Origin of the sequence: Microvirga sp. BSC39 (assembly GCF_000739015.1) — a bacterium.
Classification (GTDB): domain Bacteria; phylum Pseudomonadota; class Alphaproteobacteria; order Rhizobiales; family Beijerinckiaceae; genus Microvirga.
In genome coordinates, this window is sequence record NZ_JPUG01000080.1 from 92,972 (window position 1) to 109,726 (window position 16,755).

At 62.8% G+C, this 16,755-nt stretch carries 15 protein-coding genes and 1 pseudogene; 7 read left to right on the forward strand and 9 right to left on the reverse strand.

Features of this window, described 5'->3' with window-relative positions:
• Positions 1–241 precede the first annotated feature (241 nt).
• Positions 242–1,669, reverse strand: a complete 1,428-nt coding sequence (locus MA07_RS27250) for an aldehyde dehydrogenase family protein (RefSeq protein WP_036359881.1) — start codon at positions 1,667–1,669, stop codon at positions 242–244.
• Between the two features lie 840 nt (positions 1,670–2,509).
• Here MA07_RS27250 and nthA point away from each other — a divergent pair.
• The 6 genes and pseudogenes from nthA to MA07_RS29315 all read left to right on the forward strand — a co-directional run.
• Entirely contained in the window at positions 2,510–3,136 is a 627-nt protein-coding gene (nthA, locus tag MA07_RS27255; protein WP_036359884.1) for a nitrile hydratase subunit alpha, read from the forward strand.
• Entirely contained in the window at positions 3,133–3,792 is a 660-nt protein-coding gene (nthB, locus tag MA07_RS27260; protein ID WP_036359887.1) for a nitrile hydratase subunit beta, read from the forward strand. Before nthA ends, nthB begins: the two co-directional genes overlap by 4 nt.
• Entirely contained in the window at positions 3,761–4,159 is a 399-nt protein-coding gene (locus MA07_RS27265; protein WP_081929197.1) for a nitrile hydratase accessory protein, read from the forward strand. Before nthB ends, MA07_RS27265 begins: the two co-directional genes overlap by 32 nt.
• 309 nt (positions 4,160–4,468) lie before the next feature.
• On the forward strand, positions 4,469–4,990 hold the full coding sequence (locus MA07_RS27270) for a helix-turn-helix domain-containing protein (RefSeq protein WP_036359990.1): 522 nt from the start codon (positions 4,469–4,471) through the stop codon (positions 4,988–4,990).
• 11 nt (positions 4,991–5,001) lie between these two features.
• Positions 5,002–5,517: an IS630 family transposase gene (locus MA07_RS27275; RefSeq protein ID WP_081929198.1), complete on the forward strand. Its 516-nt coding sequence runs from the start codon at positions 5,002–5,004 to the stop codon at positions 5,515–5,517.
• Between the two features lie 121 nt (positions 5,518–5,638).
• Positions 5,639–5,995: pseudogene (locus MA07_RS29315) on the forward strand (IS481 family transposase); the annotation flags it as partial.
• Positions 5,996–6,979: 984 nt separating this feature from the next.
• On the opposite strand, the gene MA07_RS27290 reads toward MA07_RS29315, so the two are convergent.
• Genes MA07_RS27290 through MA07_RS27320 form a run of 7 tightly spaced genes read right to left on the reverse strand, consistent with a single transcriptional unit; the run spans position 6,980 to position 13,629 of the window.
• Complete coding sequence (locus MA07_RS27290; protein WP_036359898.1) at positions 6,980–7,684, reverse strand: DUF502 domain-containing protein; 705 nt, start codon at positions 7,682–7,684, stop codon at positions 6,980–6,982.
• Between the two features lie 10 nt (positions 7,685–7,694).
• Complete coding sequence (locus tag MA07_RS27295; protein ID WP_036359901.1) at positions 7,695–8,093, reverse strand: Na+/H+ antiporter subunit G; 399 nt, start codon at positions 8,091–8,093, stop codon at positions 7,695–7,697.
• 8 nt (positions 8,094–8,101) lie between these two features.
• Complete coding sequence (locus MA07_RS27300; RefSeq protein WP_036359904.1) at positions 8,102–8,371, reverse strand: K+/H+ antiporter subunit F; 270 nt, start codon at positions 8,369–8,371, stop codon at positions 8,102–8,104.
• A complete protein-coding gene (locus MA07_RS27305) occupies positions 8,368–8,856 on the reverse strand; it encodes a Na+/H+ antiporter subunit E (protein WP_036359907.1) in 489 nt (162 codons plus the stop codon). The genes MA07_RS27300 and MA07_RS27305 overlap by 4 nt, the downstream gene beginning before the upstream one ends.
• On the reverse strand, positions 8,856–10,391 hold the full coding sequence (locus MA07_RS27310; RefSeq protein ID WP_036359910.1) for a monovalent cation/H+ antiporter subunit D: 1,536 nt from the start codon (positions 10,389–10,391) through the stop codon (positions 8,856–8,858). The genes MA07_RS27305 and MA07_RS27310 overlap by 1 nt, the downstream gene beginning before the upstream one ends.
• Positions 10,388–10,750 (reverse strand): Na+/H+ antiporter subunit C, encoded by a 363-nt coding sequence (locus tag MA07_RS27315; RefSeq protein ID WP_036359913.1) that lies wholly within the window; start codon positions 10,748–10,750, stop codon positions 10,388–10,390. The genes MA07_RS27310 and MA07_RS27315 overlap by 4 nt, the downstream gene beginning before the upstream one ends.
• Positions 10,751–10,752: 2 nt before the next feature.
• A complete protein-coding gene (locus tag MA07_RS27320) occupies positions 10,753–13,629 on the reverse strand; it encodes a monovalent cation/H+ antiporter subunit A (RefSeq protein ID WP_036359916.1) in 2,877 nt (958 codons plus the stop codon).
• Positions 13,630–14,323: 694 nt separating this feature from the next.
• Here MA07_RS27320 and MA07_RS27325 point away from each other — a divergent pair.
• Positions 14,324–14,812 (forward strand): IS110 family transposase, encoded by a 489-nt coding sequence (locus MA07_RS27325; RefSeq protein ID WP_036359920.1) that lies wholly within the window; start codon positions 14,324–14,326, stop codon positions 14,810–14,812.
• Between the two features lie 773 nt (positions 14,813–15,585).
• On the opposite strand, the gene MA07_RS27330 is transcribed toward MA07_RS27325, so the two are convergent.
• A partial coding sequence (locus MA07_RS27330) for an AAA family ATPase (RefSeq protein WP_036359923.1) occupies positions 15,586–16,755 on the reverse strand: 1,170 nt, incomplete at its 5' end.

Consider the following 16,755-nt stretch of genomic DNA (forward strand, 5'->3'; position numbering starts at 1 on the left):
TTGGCCCCAGAGTGGGCGGCCGATTGCTCAGTCCTCGTGCGCTCTTACCAGAACCCCAAAACACTGGACCTCTATTGATCTTTAGACGGTGCCCTGGCTAGGGCTTGCATACTGACAGGGGGGCAGGCACTGTGCCGATATATAACTCTTGAGCGAAACAGGAATGCAGGATTGGGATCGATCTCCCCATCTAGTTGGACACTAAAGACCGATCCGCACTTCGTTACTTCAGCCGGATTGTCTACGCGGCGTAGCCGAACACCGACTTGATCTCAAGGAACTCCTCAAACCCAAACCGGCCCCACTCGCGACCATTGCCCGACTGCTTGTAGCCGCCGAACGGGGCCGCGGTGTCGCCGCGCGATCCGTTCAGATGCACCATGCCGGCCCGGAGCCTGCGGGCAACCCGGCGCGAGCGCTCGATGTCACCGGAAGTGACGTAGCTCGATAGACCGTAGACGGTGTCATTTGCCATTTGGATGGCGTCTTCCTCGTCCTTATAAGGCAGGATGCTCAGAACAGGCCCGAAGATCTCCTCTTGGGCAATGCGCATGTCGTTGCGGACATCTGCAAACACGGTTGGTTGCACGTAGTAACCCCGGTTGAGACCTGCGGGGCGGCCGGGGCCGCCTGTGACCAAGGTGGCGCCTTCCCTGATGCCGGCTTCGATGAGAGCCTGAATCCGGTCGAACTGGATCTGGCTGACGACGGGCCCGATCGTGGTCGAGGCAGCTCTCGGATCGCCGACCACCGTCTCCTCAGCAATGCGCCGGGTAATGGCGATCACCTCCTCCTGCCGGTCAGCCGGGACAAGGAGGCGGGTCGGAGCGTTGCAGGACTGGCCGCTATTGGCAAAGCAAGCCCGCGCGCCATGGGTGACCGCTGTGTCGAAGTCGGCGTCGTCCAGCAGGATGTTGGGAGATTTCCCGCCTAGTTCCTGGTGCACGCGCTTGACCGTATCGGCAGCAGCCTTGGCGACGAGAATGCCAGCTCGGGTTGAGCCCGTGAAGGACACCATGTCCACATCGGGATGGCTTGAGAGAGCCTGGCCCACATTTGGACCGCCGCCGTTGACTAAGTTGAACACGCCCGCGGGCACGCCAGCTTCGTCGAGGATCTCCGCGAAGATGAGAGCGGAAAGGGGCGCGACTTCGCTGGGCTTGAGCACCATGGTGCAACCGGCGGCAAGAGCCGGACCGACCTTGCAGGCGATCTGGTTCAGGGGCCAGTTCCAGGGCGTGATAAGCCCAACTACGCCGATGGGCTCGCGGGTGATCAGGGTGGCATTGAGCGTCTGGTCGAACTCGTAGGTCTTCAGAACCTCGATGGCGCGGGTGAGATGGCCGAGGCCCGCAGGCACATGCCGCTCGCGGGCGAAGGCGAGAGGAGCCCCCATCTCCGTTGAGATGGCCTCTGCCAGTTCGTCCGTGCGCTTGCGGTAGATGGCGACAATCTTGCCCAGCAGGTCCAGGCGCTCCTCGCGGCTGGTCTGGGCATAGGTCGCGAACGCACGCCGTGCAGCCGCAACGGCCCGATCCACATCAGCCGGCCCGCCAGCCGCAATCGTGGCGACAGTCTCTTCCGTGGCAGGATTGGTGACTTCGATGCCGTCACGCCCCTCGGGGGCAACCCACTGGCCGTCAATGTAGAAGTGATGATGGTATCTCACGTGTCGTCCTCCAGCTCAGAAGTGGTCAGTATCACTTCACCAGCTGAAGTGCACGACGGATCCTGTCGACTATCTGTCCGATCTGCTCTTCCTCAATGATCAGGGGCAGAGAGCCCAGGGTGCATAAACCCCCCAGCGCAAACGGGTCCTTGCCAAGAACGGATCTTAGAGGGGTAGCGCTATCCCATGCTACTTCTCCGTGGCCAACGCAGTTTCGGCGAACTGTAACGCTGTACCGGAAAACGACTCGGAGATTTTCCAGGGCTCTTCAGGCGCTTCCCGAGCCTCATGTAACTTTCTACCGCAGCATACGAACAGATCAACGCAGGAGAATTCGTGTCGGAACGGTGTACAAGGGTGGGGAGTGGAGCAGAGGCCGGGCAGCGCCAGTTATGATCCGGCTCCACTCGCATGCTGGACAATCAACTCCCTCGGATCCCAAACCAAGCAGACCCACTGACAGCCCCACGCTTACATCTCAGCTGTCCGAATGGAAGATTAATGTAGCATAACCTTAGAGGGTTAGACCCACCGGATTGTATTCATGTTACTTGGCGGCTTCCTGGCTCACAACGGGATGGTGTGCGGGTGAAGCAACGCCAGTGGAACCTCTGATTGTAATCAGAGGCTCCTGGGTTCGAGTCCCAGCGCGCTCACTGACAATATCAAAGGGTTACCGGCATTCGCCCTTTGAGCGTTTTCCTTCCAGGTAGCCAGACGATCTCCGCAACTGCGCGACGTCCAATCGTCTTAGGCTGATCGGCACGCCGATGGCTAGCTTCGCCACCATCACCCGGTTAGCATGGCCTCGACTCATTCGAGGAGGCGAGGGCGGTACGTATGGGGCACGACCATCACCATGATCATGACGACCACAGCCATCTCTCCGAGATCGAGCTGCGGGTTCGCGCGCTTGAGTCCATCCTAGTCGAGAAAGGCTATGTCGACCCAGCTGCCATTGATGCGCTGGTCGAGACCTATGAGGTCAATGTCGGACCACGCAACGGCGCCAAGGGGGTGGCCAAAGCCTGGGCTGATCCAGCTTACCGCGAGTGGCTCAGGACAGATGCGACGGCCGCCATTGCCTCCCTCGGCTTCATCGGGCGCCAGGGCGAGCACATGGTGGCGGTCGAGAACACCCCGGATGAGCACAACATGGTCGTGTGCACCCTGTGCTCCTGCTACCCGTGGCCGGTGCTTGGCCTTCCCCCCGTCTGGTATAAGTCTGCCCCCTACCGCTCCCGGGCTGTGCTCGATCCTCGTGGGGTTCTGGCCGAGTTTGGCGTGCACCTGCCGGAGACCACCCGCATCCGTGTTTGGGACTCCACCGCGGAGGTCCGGTACCTCGTGATCCCGATGCGTCCCGAAGGGACAGAGTGCATGAGCGAGGAGGAGCTGGCCGACCTCGTGACCCGCGATTCCATGATTGGCACCAGTCTCGCCCTGGAGCCGGAGGCGGTGCGATGAATGGCGCGCAGGATCTCGGCGGTATGATGGGCTTCGGGCCGATCGCAATCGAAAAGGACGAGCCCTGGTTCCATGCTGCATGGGAACGCCGGGCCTTTGGCCTGACTCTGGCGATGGGAGCTACCGGTAATTGGAACATCGACATGAGCCGGCACGCCCGCGAGTCCTTGCCGCCGGGTGAGTATCTCTCCTCGAGCTACTACGAGATCTGGACCAAGGGTGTGGAGAAGCTGGTCGTCGCGGCAGGGCTCGTCTCCCAGGAGGAGCTGACGCGCGGCCAAACCCTTGCGGAGCCGGCACCGATCAAGCGTGTACTGAAGGCGGAGGACGTACCGGCCGTGCTGGCCCGCGGTGGTCCGGCTGAGCGCCCGATCGAGCAGCCGGCGCGCTTTGCGGTGGGTGACCGGGTCCGCACTCGCAACATAAACCCTCAGGGCCACACCCGCCTGCCGCGCTACGCGCGGAACAAGCTGGGCGTTGTTGAACTGGTGCATGGCGCCCACGTGTTTCCGGACGCGAACGCTCATGGACAGGGCGAGCAGCCGCAATGGCTCTACACAATCTGCTTCTCGGGCCAGGAGCTGTGGGGTGAGCAGGCAGATCCGACCATCAGTGTCTCAATTGATGCTTGGGAGAGCTACCTTGAGCCGGCATGAGGATCTAGCCCGCGTGGCCGCAGAGTTTTCGCCGATCCCTCGTGGGGATGACGGCGAACCTGTCTTTCGCGAGCCTTGGGAGGCACAAGCCTTTGCCATGACGCTCGCTCTCTACGAGCAGGGGGTGTTTACCTGGACGGAGTGGGCTGCCGCACTTTCGGCGACGATCAAAGAGGCTCAAGCGTCTGGTGATTGTGATGATGGCTCGACCTACTATCAGCACTGGCTGTCTACGATCGAGCAGTTGGTCAGGGACAAGGGTATTGCAAGCGAACAGACCCTAGAGGAACGACGGAACGCTTGGGATCGGGCGGCACACGCAACACCGCATGGTCAACCGATTTCGCTCGCGAACGATCCACTCTAACAGTCTGCGAGCCTAGACCACGCACAAGATAATGATGACACTTAGCTTCATTGTCGGAACAGTGGATCGACCGCAGTGCTTGCGAGATGCATCTGCTCGACTGTCATGATCGAGCGGTACCTATAGTGCATGCAGGTCTGGATCCCAATCCTGGACTACCTGAATCGACGTCAACACAATCTTGGTATGCCAGAGGGATCCATGCTCCAGCCTGGAGCGGCTCCTGATCGGATGTCTGCTTCTGCGGACTAAGTACAGCATTGGAAGTTCTGTGGTATGTTGGTGTGTGGGAGCAGCCGGGAGGCCGCCATGCACCCCATTTGCCTGGATGCGCTTAGCCCAGAGCAGCTGGGCGAACTTGACCAGCTTTATCACACCAGTCCAGACCCGCGGGTGCGTATTCGCGCCCTGATGATCCTGCTCTCGGCTGAGCGTCGTCTGGTGGCGGCCGAGATTGCTGCCATCGTGCGTCAGCATGAGGAGACGGTGCGACGTTGGTTGGCCCGCTATGCGGCGGAAGGCACGGCCGGTCTGGCCGATGCTCCCCGCTCGGGCACCCCGCCGAAAGTCACGCCCGCTTACCGAGCCCGTCTGCTGGAGCTGGTGCGCCGGCGCCCACGTGCCTTGGGCCTGCCGTTCTCCCTCTGGACGGCCGCCCGGCTGGCCGATCATCTGGCCGGGGAGACGGGCTTGAGAATGAGTGTGCCCAGTGTGCAGCGGCTCCTGCGAGCCGGTGGCATGGCGCTGAGCCGGCCGCAGCACACGATCACCAGCCCCGATCCTGATTATGCGCTCAAAAAAAGACCGTTGAGGACGCCCGCGATAGGCTAAAGCCCGATGCGGTGTTCTACTACGCCGACGAATTCAACATCAGCTGGCATCCGACCCTACGCGCGATGTGGAGCCCGAAAGGCCAGCAGGTGATGATCCCTACGCCGATGCAGCCCACCCGCCGCTATGGCCTTGGGGCAGTGAACTGGCACGCCGGCGAGACGCTGGTCATCACGCGCCATCACAAGCGTCGGCGGGAGGTGGCGGAACTGCTCCAGGCGCTGCTTGATCATCATCGTGATAAGACTGTGTATGTGGCCTGGGGCAATGCCAGCACGCATGAGGACGAGGAGGTGGAAGCGGTGCTACGAGGTGCCGCAGGTCGTCTCGTGCTGCTGTATCTGCCGACCTACAGTCCGTGGCTCAAACCGATCGAGATGCTCTGGCGGCAGTTCCGGCGCGAGGTCACGCCCTGTGAGCTGGTCGACACCCTGCAGGACCTGCTCGCCGCCACCAGAGCCTTCTTCGACCGCTGCAACAACACGCCGGACAAGGTGCGCACCATCATCGGTGCACATCCCACATGAGTTCCGACGCTGTACTTAGTCTCCACGCGGCTGGGTGAACCGGACTCTTGGGTCAGTTGCTAGGATGTTTGATCCCGGGGTTTGATGGTGCATTCTTATCGCCTGAATGGAGGGATGCTTTATGAGCCAGGTTCTCCACGGCAGCGCCACCACGACTGAGGCGGTCCGTCGCGCAATCCAGAATAGTCAAGCAAGCTTGAGAGCCCTGGCCACGTGCCACGGCATCAACCAGAAAACAGTCGCTAAATGGAAGAAGCTCACCTCAGTCGCTGACCTGCCCACCGGCACCAAGAACCCGAAGTCGACCGTTCTTTCAGCTGATGAGGAGGCGGTGATCGTCGCCTTCCGCCGGCACACCCTGCTGCCGCTGGATGACTGCCTCTACGCCCTCCAGCCCACGATCCCGCACCTGACCCGCTCGTCGCTGCATCGCCGCCAGCAGCGCCACGGGATCGGGCGCTTGCCGGATGTGGAGGGCGGCAAGGATGGCTCTCAAGGCATGAGGACTACAGGAACATATGAGGCGATTGCTTCGAATGGATCATGTCTGACGGAGTCGAACCAGCCGGCGCGGTAGCTCAGATGTCCCATCACAGCAACCTGAAACGGTGAGAGGATCTGCTCCAAATCCGCTGCTGCGAAGTCGAGGTCAATTGCTGGAAGAAGAGCTGCATCACGGCCACTGGTCCGGAGCAGGTCAAGTTGCTCCCTCACACCTTGTGACACACGGGGACGATAGTCGCCGATAGGCAGAATCGAAATGGCAGCCTCGGGCCAGAGGTCAAGCTCCACTAATCGCCGGGCCAGCTGCGAACACCGTCGCGTACTGGAGACGACGAGAACCACTTTTTTCACCTGGAGCGGTCTGCGTAAAACCCGGAGAATGGGAACGTGCTGCCGCTGGGCGAAGACCTCCGCGACTTCGCTCCACACCTCCGCCCTGCTTCCATCGATCCCCACGTTAGCCGGAATGAGGACAAGGTCCGCCTCCGCCACCTTTGCAGTCAGCTCCCGAATGTCTGGGCCGCCAATGACTCGGCTCACCCTGATGCCCCTACCAAGGCCATGGGTTTCGAACTGTTCGATTGATGACCGTGCTGAGCCATGCATGAATGCGAGGTCGACATCCTCAACCCAAGACCGCAAGCTTTGGCTAAAGGAAAAATGTGGCGTGGGAGCGAAAGGATCAATGGGGATGACTGCCATCAACTGCGCCGAACGGGCTGCCGCAATCTCGAATGACATCACAGTTGCCGATGCCTGAGTTCGGCCACCGAGGAGAAGGCAGGCCACCAATTTGACGGGACGGTGCTCGAAACCCGGCGGCCGTGGAATTCTTGGTACGATCCCAAGCTGCATGTGACGTCGACCTCAGCGCGCTGGCAGCGCCCTGTTCGCTAACTCGCCTGAGACAAGAAGGTGGCGCTTGCCACAAATGGCGCACCATGTGCTCCCGCTCGCTTCATTGAAGCTCGGCACCGACACGGCTTTTGGCATCTGCTTGATGCTCCTGCGCCGGATGCATGCGGATGCCTTTCGGCGTCATTGTCCCACCAGATACGATGAACGACATCGCGTCGTTGGCGCTCCAGTCGAGCCAGACGAGGCGCTTGGTCGGTACGATTTCCACATAGCCCGATGTCGGATTCGGCGTCGTCGGCACGTACACGGCGGCAAGCTCCTCTCCTGTATCAGCAGCATGGAACGTCGCCGTGACGAAGCCGACAGCGCGCATTTCAGGCGTGGGAAATTCGATCAGAACGGCCCTCTGGCCGCCTTGTGGCCCATCCTTCACGGAATCGATCAAAGTGCGCGTGGCGCCGTAGATCGTCTTGGCCAGCGGAACCCGGTCGATCAGTCGGTCGACGGCCCGAAGGATGCGCCGCCCGATGACCGCATTGGTGGCCGCGCCGATCAGATAAAGGCCGGCCAGAACGAACAGGATGGCGATCGCCGATTGGAACCAGCCCTGGGTCAGAAGCTCGGCGGCGTCATCGGTATAGGGGCGGATGCCTCGCGCAAGGGCGAACACCATCGGGCGACCGAGATAGATGATGTAGTCGAGGATGAACCACATGATCCAAACCGTGATCCAGAGAGGGATCACCGTCAGGAGACCGGCCAGAGTATTGCGGCGAAGGCGTTCCAGAAACGACGCGGGTCTCATGTTGCAGCAATCATGCGTTGGAGGACGTCTGCGTGACTTCCGAATGTTCATCGGCCTCCGCCGCATCGAGCGTAGCCCAGCCGACGGGACGGCCGGTCTCGGTAAGCACTTCCCGCTCCTGTATGTTGTGGAGAATGTAGGCCTTGGCGATCATCTGTGCGGTTACCGGCGCGGTCAGGAACAGAAAGAGCGTGATGAGAAGCTCATGAATCGAGGGATTTCCCTCGACGATCCAGAAATACAACATCGAGGCGATCAGCATCGAGCCGATGCCGAGGGTGGTGGCCTTCGTCGGTCCATGCAGGCGCCGCATCAGGTCCGGCAGCTTGGCAAGACCCAGGGAGCCGACGAAGAGAAAGAAGGCGCCGACAAGGATGAGAAGGGAGATTGCGATTTCCGCGATGACCATGGTGCTCCTCACTCGATGATGTTGCCGCGCAAGAGATATTTGCACAGGGCGACGGTGGTCACGAAGCCGACCATGGCGAAGAGGAGCGCTGCCTCGAAATACATCGTCGTGCGAAACCACAGGCCGATCACGACAATCAGCCCGATGGTGTTGATGACGAGGGTGTCGAGGGCGAGGATTCGGTCGAGCACGCCCGGGCCGCGCGCTAGGCGGTAGAGGGTCAGCAGGCTTGCCACCGCGATGATCGCCGTGGCGATGATGCAGGCGATGTCGATCATTCGAAGATCTCCTTGAGGCGGCCCTCGTAGCGCTCCTTGATCTGCGCGACGGTCGCAGCGGGATCGGCAGTCTCCAGGCAATGGACGAGAAGCGAGCGCCCGTCGGCGGAGAGGTCTGCGCTGACGGTTCCTGGGGTCAGGGTGATGGTTCCGGCTAGGGCTGTGATGGCCTCCGCTGTGGTCAGATCGAGCGGCACGGTGACATACTGTGACCGGAGCGTATCGCCGCGCCGGAACAGCACGAGGTAGGCGACCTGAATGTTCGAAACCGCGATGTCCTTCAGCACGATCCCGACGTATTCCAGAACCGCCAGCGGGCGCCGGATCCGCGGCCGGTCGGGCCAGTAGGGATGCGTCAGCTTCGGAATCGCCCAGCCGAGAAGGATGCCGAGCGCCGCGGCGCCGGCCGAGATGTCGTTGACGAGCAGAACCCAAACCAGGGTGATGACTACACTCAGGATCGGATGCGGAAACAGACGGGCCATCACCGCACCTCCGTCGCCCGCTGCGCCTCAGCCAGCCCGCCTAGAACCGCGTCCATGTAGGACCGGGGCGTCACGAGTTGCTGCGCCGTCGCCTCCAGGTGACGGGTCACTGGCCCGGCGCCGAGCGAGAGCAGGGCGGTTCCGAGAATGAGGACCGCCGCAGGAGCGAGTGAGGCAACGCGGGCGGGCGCCGGCGGCGCGAGAGTTCCGGCCACGGCCTCGCTCTTCCAGAACAGCATCGTGCCGGCGCGGCTGAAGCCGATAATGACCAGCAGGCTTGTGGCGAGCACGACGCTCCAAATCCATCCGGCCGAGTCGGACCCGCGGGTCGCATCGAGGATCATCAGCTTGCCGATGAAGCCGGACAGAGGCGGCAGGCCGCTCATGGCGATGGCAGCGAGGAAGAACAGGCCGCCGAGGATTGCGGCGTTCGCCATGACCGGGCTGGGCTCAAGATCGTCACGCCAGCGTCCGCGTCGGCAGGCAATCAGGTCGCTGAGCAGGAACAGGGCCCCTCCGATCAGGGTCGAGTGCAGGGTGTAGTAAAGCGCGGCGGTCAGGCTTCTGGCATCGAACAGGGAGACGGCGACGAGAAGAGAGCCCATCGACCAGACCACGGCAAAGCAGACAAGGTCCACGAGAACGCGGCTTGCCAGGACGCCGATGGCGCCAATTGCCAAGGTCGTCAGGGCCGCCGGCAGGATCCAGGGCGCCGCGATGAAGGCGGCTGCTCCTCCCTCCGCACCGAAGACGAGCGTGAACACTCGGATGATGGCGTAGGCGCCGACCTTGGTCATGATGGCGAACAGGGCCGCCACGGGGGCAGGGGCCGCGGCATAGGCTGTGGGCAGCCACCAATGCAGGGGGACCAAGGCGGCCTTCAGAGCGAACACCAGGAACAGCAGCAGGGCACCGGTTCGCAAAAGCGCCGCGTCGCCGGCCGCAACCTGGCTGACCTTTCCCGCCAAATCCGCCATGTTGAGGGTGCCTGTCACACCGTAGATGATGCCGACTGCGAATAGAAACAGCGTCGAGCCAAGGAGGTTGATGGCCACATACTGGAAGCCTGCCCCAAGGCGGCGTGGTCCGCCGCCATGAAGCAGCAGCCCGTAGGACGCTATCAGCATCACCTCGAAGAACACGAACAGGTTGAACACGTCTCCGGTGAGAAACGCCCCGTTGATGCCCATGAGCTGGAACTGAAACAGGGGATGAAAATGGTGCCCCTTTTCGTCCCATCCCCGAATGGCGTGAAGCATCACGGCTGAAGACAGTACGCCCGAGAGCAGAACCATCGTGGCGGACAGCCGATCCAGCACGAGGACGATCCCGAACGGCGCCGGCCAGTCTCCGAGCCGGTAGGACAGCACGTCACCTTCGATGGCGAGCATGAAGACCCTGATGCTGGAAAGGCACAGGAGAGCGGTTGCCGCCAGCGACACCTGACGCTGCAGGTTCGGGGAGCGTCGGAGCAGCAGCAGAAGCGCCGCAGCCATGGCCGGGAGGATGATGGGAGCGACGATCCAGCTGCTCATGAGGTCAGCCGCTCCTCGGCGGGCTCGGGCAGCTTCGGGATTCCCTCGTCCACCCGGTCCGATCCGGTTTCGAGATACCCGCGCAGGGCCAACACCACGATCAGGGCTGTCATGCCGAACGAGATTACGATGGCGGTCAGCACCAGGGCCTGCGGCAGCGGGTCCGCGTAGGCTGCTGCCCCGGACGAGATGATCGGCGGCCTGTCGACGGTAAGCCGTCCCATGGCGAAGAGGAAGACGTTCACCGCGTACGACAGGAATGTCATGCCGATGATGACCGGGAAGCTACGCTGCCGCAGGATCAGGTAGATGCCGGCTGCGCTTAAGACGCCGATGGCGCTTGCGATGAGAACCTCCACTATCAGCTCTCCTTACTGTGAGCGATGGTTGGCTGTGAAACCGCCCTGGCGGAGCCGACGAGGCGAATGTCCGAGGGGCCCTGCGGCACCGGCTTGCGTTCCGCGCGGGCTTCCACCCGGGCGATCTGGGCCAGCGACAGCAGCACGGTTCCGACCACAGCAAAGAAGACGCCAGTATCGAACGCCATGGCGGAGGCAAGCTCGAACTCGCCGATGACGGGAAGATGGACGTAGCCGAAGGTGCTGGTCAGGAATGGCCGGCCGAACAGGAGCGAGCCGAGGCCCGTGAGACCGGCCAGCAGGACTCCGAGACCCAGCATCGTGTGGGCGTTCAGGCGCAGGCGCTCCGCCGTCCAGATATAGCCGCTCGCCATCGCCTGCATCAGGAGCGCGATGGCAACGACGAGCCCCGCGATGAAGCCGCCTCCGGGCTGGTTGTGGCCACGCAGGAAGATGAAAGCCCCTACGGTCATGGCAAGGGGCAGGAGCACGCGGGTCACCACGACGAGCATGAGCGGGTGGGCGTCCGCCGCCTCCTCACCCTGGCGCATGGAGGCTAGCCGGCGCGCGGCGGCGCCCTTGAGCGAACTGTCGAGCAGAGCATAGATCGCAAGGGCCGCGATGCACAGCACGATGATCTCGCCGAACGTGTCGAAGCCGCGGAAGTCGACAAGGATCACGTTGACCACATTGGTGCCGCCGCCGCCAGGCTTCGACTGCGCCAGGTGGTATTCCGAGATCGGCTGGAAGTCCCGCGTCATCACGGCGTAGGCAAGGCCCGCCAAGCCGAAGCCTGCCACACTGGCGATGACGCCGTCCCACATGCGACGGATCCAGCCAGTTTCTCTCGGCGTCGTGCGGGGCAGGAGATTGAGCGCCAGCAGCAGCAGGATCGTCATGACCACCTCGACCGAGATTTGTGTCAGGGCGAGATCCGGGGCCGAGAACTGAATGAAGGCGATCGAGACGCCGAGCCCCACGAGGCTGGTCAGGATGAGCGTAAGAAGACGATTGGGATGCAGCACCATGACGGCGAGGCTGGTGGCCAGGAGGGTGGCCCAGATGACCAGCGCCGGCCCGTTGACGGGCAGGTGCGCCCTGGTTCCCGCCGCATGGGATCCCGTCATGAACCCAGCAGTGCCGACCACCGTGATAGCCACAACGATGGTCGCGAAGTAGCGGGGCAGCGACTCGGTGTGGAGGGCCGCGACTAGGGCTTTCGCCCCACCCGTGGCGCCGTCGAGCACCCGGTCGAAGACCCGCTTTGCCTCCAGGCGCGGTGTGGCGAGGCGGAGGCGATCGAGCGGCTTGAAAGCCATCAGGAGCGCCGCGCCGCCGATGAAGGCCACGGCACTCATCATTAAGGCTGGCGTGAAGCCATGCCAGAGAGCCAGATAGTAGGACGGGAGGGCCTGGCCGCCGACGACGGCAAGGGCGGTCCGCTCCACCACGGGGCCGGCGATCAGCGCCGGCAGGAGCCCGATGGCAATCACCGGCACGACGAGCACCGCCACCGGAAGCCAGAGCCCGACGGGCGGATCGTGCGGATGGTGCGGGTAGTCCGCGCGGACAGGACCGAGATAGGTCTTGATGGCAAGACGGGCCGAGTAGGCGACCGAGAGCAGGGCGCCGACGGTTGCCAGGATCGGCATAATCCACGGGTTGCCCGCATAGGGCGTGTGCACGATCTCTTCCAGCATCATTTCCTTGGACAGGAAGCCGTTGAGAAGCGGCAGGCCGGCCATAGAGCCCGCAGCCACGAGAGCGAGAGTGGCGCTAATTGGCATCAGGTGCAGGAGGCCGCCGAGGCGCCGGATGTCGCGCGTGCCCGCCTCGTGGTCTACGATCCCCGCGCTCATGAACAAGGCTGCCTTGAAGGTGGCGTGATTGAGGATGTGGAAGACGGCGACCACCGCGGCCATGGGCGTGCCCAAGCCTAGCAGCATGGTCATCAGGCCAAGATGGCTGACAGTGGAATAGGCGAGGATCGCCTTCAGGTCATCCTTGAACAGGGCGATCCAGGCCCCAACCAACATGGTGATCAGCCCGGTCATCGAAACAATAAGGAACCAAGCTTCCGTTCCGGCAAGCGCAGGCCATAGGCGGGCCATGAGGAACACGCCTGCCTTCACCATGGTGGCCGAGTGCAGGTAGGCCGACACCGGTGTCGGGGCCGCCATGGCGTGCGGAAGCCAGAAATGGAATGGGAACTGGGCCGACTTGGTGAAGGCGCCGCCAAGAACGAGAAGCAGCATCGGCAGGTAGAGCGGCGAAGCTTTGATCACATCACCGCGCTGCAGGATCTCGGTTAGTTCATACGAGCCAGCGATTTGGCCAAGTAGGAGAAGACCCGCGAGCAGCAGGAGACCGCCGCCGCCTGTGACGACCAGCGCCATACGCGCGCCCTGGCGTCCCTCCGGAAGGGCGCGCCAGTAGCCAATCAGCAGGAAGGAGCTCAGGCTCGTGAGTTCCCAGAACACCACCATGAGAAGGATGTTGTCGCTGACCACGACGCCTACCATGGCCCCCTGGAAGAGGAGGAGGTAGGCGTAGAAGCGCCCCATCGGGTCGTCCTGGCTCAGATAAAACCGGGAGTAGATAATGATCAGCAGGCCGATGCCAAGGATCATCGCGGCGAAGAAAAAGCCCAGCCCATCAAGAAATATGCTGTACGACAGGCCGAACTGGGGCAGCCACTCGTAGGTCGCCTGGACGATCTCGCCCCGGTAGACCGCCGGCGCGGCGGCCGCCAAGATGAGGAGCGCGGCAACCGTCGGAACCGCGGCTGCCACCGCACACAGCGTGCGCCCGGACCTGATCGCCAGCGGTGGGAAGATGGCTGCCAGCAGCGGCAGGATGGGGAGCAGTACGATGTTCAATGTAACGTTCCGGTTGGACCACACCGTCGGCATGGAACTGGCCGCCAGCACTGGTAGCTGGGCTGAGGGGCATGACTGTCAATGCTTGAAGAACCCGGAGGACCATGCTGGCACCGGTTCGGGTGCTCGCCTCATCCAGAGTGAAGCTCTTCCGCAAGTCTTGATCCATGATCCCAAGCGGTCCAGCCGAATGGGGCGACCGAGCCCAGAGGGTGACAAGCGTGGCATCAGCAATCCTCTTCGGGTCGCTCCGCCGCTTCAAAAGTTGCGGTGAGACCTGCTGGAGGCTGCATCTTCAACACTGCTTATCTCCTTTGCATTGGGGCGGACATCAGCAAAAGAAACGGACAAGTTTGAACAAGGTTCTGCAGCATCTCACATGTAGCAAGGATCATTGTTAGTTTCGGTGAGTACATTGCAGTTGCCATGAAATAGGATCGGTGTGACTCACCCGAGCACGGCGGGCAGAGAGCCTTCGTCCAAGGCACAGATGCCGATCAGTTGCGATGGTTCGGGCGCCGGATCATCCTCCAGAAGTGCCCCCGTTCGATCCGAGCCGCAGCTAACCGTATCAATCCCCTCTTGGTGGTCGATGCAGACATGGGCGATGTCTCCTAATGGGATGGTCCGACCGTGCTTCTGCCCCGCATGTTCGTAAGCTGTGGGGCTCCGAGCCACGCAAGGAGCACGTCCCATGACACAGTCTTCTTTCTCTGCCGCCATTGCCACCCTGGGCATCGATGTGGGCAAGAACAGCTTCCACCTTGTCGGCCAGGATGAGCGTGGCGCCATCGTGCTGCGCCTTAAGCTCTCCCGGTCCCAGCTCACGCAGCGGCTGGCCAACATCCCACCCTGCCTGATTGGCATGGAAGCTTGTGCCGGCGCCTGGCCCGGGCTGGTGCCCAGGCAGGAATCGACCGGCGACCGCACCATCCGGGGCAGGATCTCCAAACGCGGCAACACGTACCTGCGCACGCTGTTCGTGCAGGCGGCCCACATTGTCCTGGTGCGCCGCCCATCTGGCGCGAGGCTCGGCCTGTGGCCCTGGATCGAGACCGCAGGCCGGCGGCTGCATCGCAACATGCTGGTGATTGCGCCGGCCAACAAACTTGCTCGTATCGCCTGGGCGGTGCTGGCGCAGGGACATGCCTACCAGCCGAGGAGCGCCTCCCATGCGATGTAAGATGAGGGCGCTTCAGGCTCTTTCTGCAACCGATCAGCCCTGATGAGACAACGATGAAGTCGATGATCTAATCACCGGCTGTCCTGCCGAGGTCTGCGAGATGACGAAGGAGATGGACGAACGGTCTGCCCGGCGCAACCACAAGACTGGGTGCCATTTTGGCCCACAGAGGTCTTTCCGGTAGCGAGTCCTGGATGCGCGCGGATCCCCATGCTGGCCCGGAGCAATAGCTCCACCTTGAGGCCGAATACATTGGTGCAGCTCCCATGTTCGTCAGTCTGCCAACATCATCTTGCGACGCACGGCCGAACCATACATTGGCACCCCTGAGTCGTTGCAGACGGAGCGCCATAGCGGTTCTCGCGCCCTTGGCGTTGTGGCTCCAGATCCTCGTGCCGGCCATCAGCACCACGACGCAACTTGTCCTTGCTGGCCACCATCACAGCGGCCACTCCGACAGCATCGAGCACGTCCGCCACCAAGGGACTTCCTCGACAAGGGAAGCCAATCTGCCCCTTGGTAGAAGATTGGCTTCAGTATCTTACGCGACCAGAACCGCTCCACCGCTGGCGAATGGCCGCTCCTGGCACACCCCAGAAGTAGGCTGAATATCGCTTTTTGGACGTAACACGGGACGTTCCTGAAGGCAGCGAATCTTTATACGGTCTTGATCCAAGGACGTTTGGCACATTGCCGATAAGCGGTGGTATGCTGGGTCACACGAGGTGAAGGCGCGCGTGTCCGGGCCACACGCGCCTTGGTGAGGAGATCCCTCAGTTTTGGGGTTGCGGGACGAGTTCCCCGTCGCTCTCGCGCGGGCGGCCCGGCCGGGTGGTCGGAACGGCCGACCCGCGGCTCGGGGTGACCGTGTCGCCGGAGTCCCGCACCGGAGGCTGACCGTCGAGGAGGTTGCGGATCTCCTCGCCCGACAGGGTCTCGTACTCCAGAAGGCCGCGGGCCAGGGCCTCAAGCTCGTGCTGCTTCTCGGTGAGAATGCGGCGGGCGTCGTTGAGCCCGTCCTCCACCAGACGGCGAACTTCCGAGTCGATCTTCTGCGAGGTCGCCTCGGAGATGTTCTGCTGGCGGCCCATGGACATGCCGAGGAACACCTCGTCCTGGTTCTCGCCATAGGCAACGGTGCCGAGCTCGGGCGAGAAGCCCCACTTGGTGACCATCATGCGGGCAAGCCGCGTGGCCTGCTCGATGTCCGACTGGGCACCCGACGTGACCTTCTCCTTGCCGAAGATCATTTCCTCGGCGATGCGGCCGCCCATCATGATGGCCAGACGCGAGGTCATCTGCTCGTAGGACATGGACAGCTTGTCCCGCTCAGGCAGCTGCATGACCATGCCAAGCGCACGGCCGCGCGGGATGATGGTGGCCTTGTGGACCGGGTCGGTGGCCGGGACGTTGAGCGCCACCACGGCATGGCCGGCCTCGTGATAGGCGGTCAGGCGCTTCTCGTCGTCGGTCATGACCAGGGTGCGGCGCTCGGCGCCCATCATCACCTTGTCCTTGGCGTCCTCGAACTCGCGCATGGTGACGATGCGCTTGCCGCGGCGAGCCGCCAGGAGAGCCGCCTCGTTGACGAGGTTCATCAGGTCGGCGCCCGAGAAGCCAGGGGTGCCGCGGGCGATCACCTTCAGGTCCACGTCGGGCGCCAGCGGGACCTTGCGCACGTGAACGCGCAGGATCTTCTCGCGGCCGACCACGTCCGGGTTCGGCACCACGATCTGGCGGTCGAAGCGGCCGGGGCGCAGGAGCGCCGGATCGAGCACGTCGGGACGGTTGGTGGCCGCGATGATGATCACGCCCTCGTTGGCCTCGAAGCCGTCCATCTCCACGAGGAGCTGGTTGAGGGTCTGCTCACGCTCATCGTTGCCGCCGCCCAGGCCGGCGCCGCGATGGCGGCCGACCGCATCGATCTCGTCGATGAAGATGAT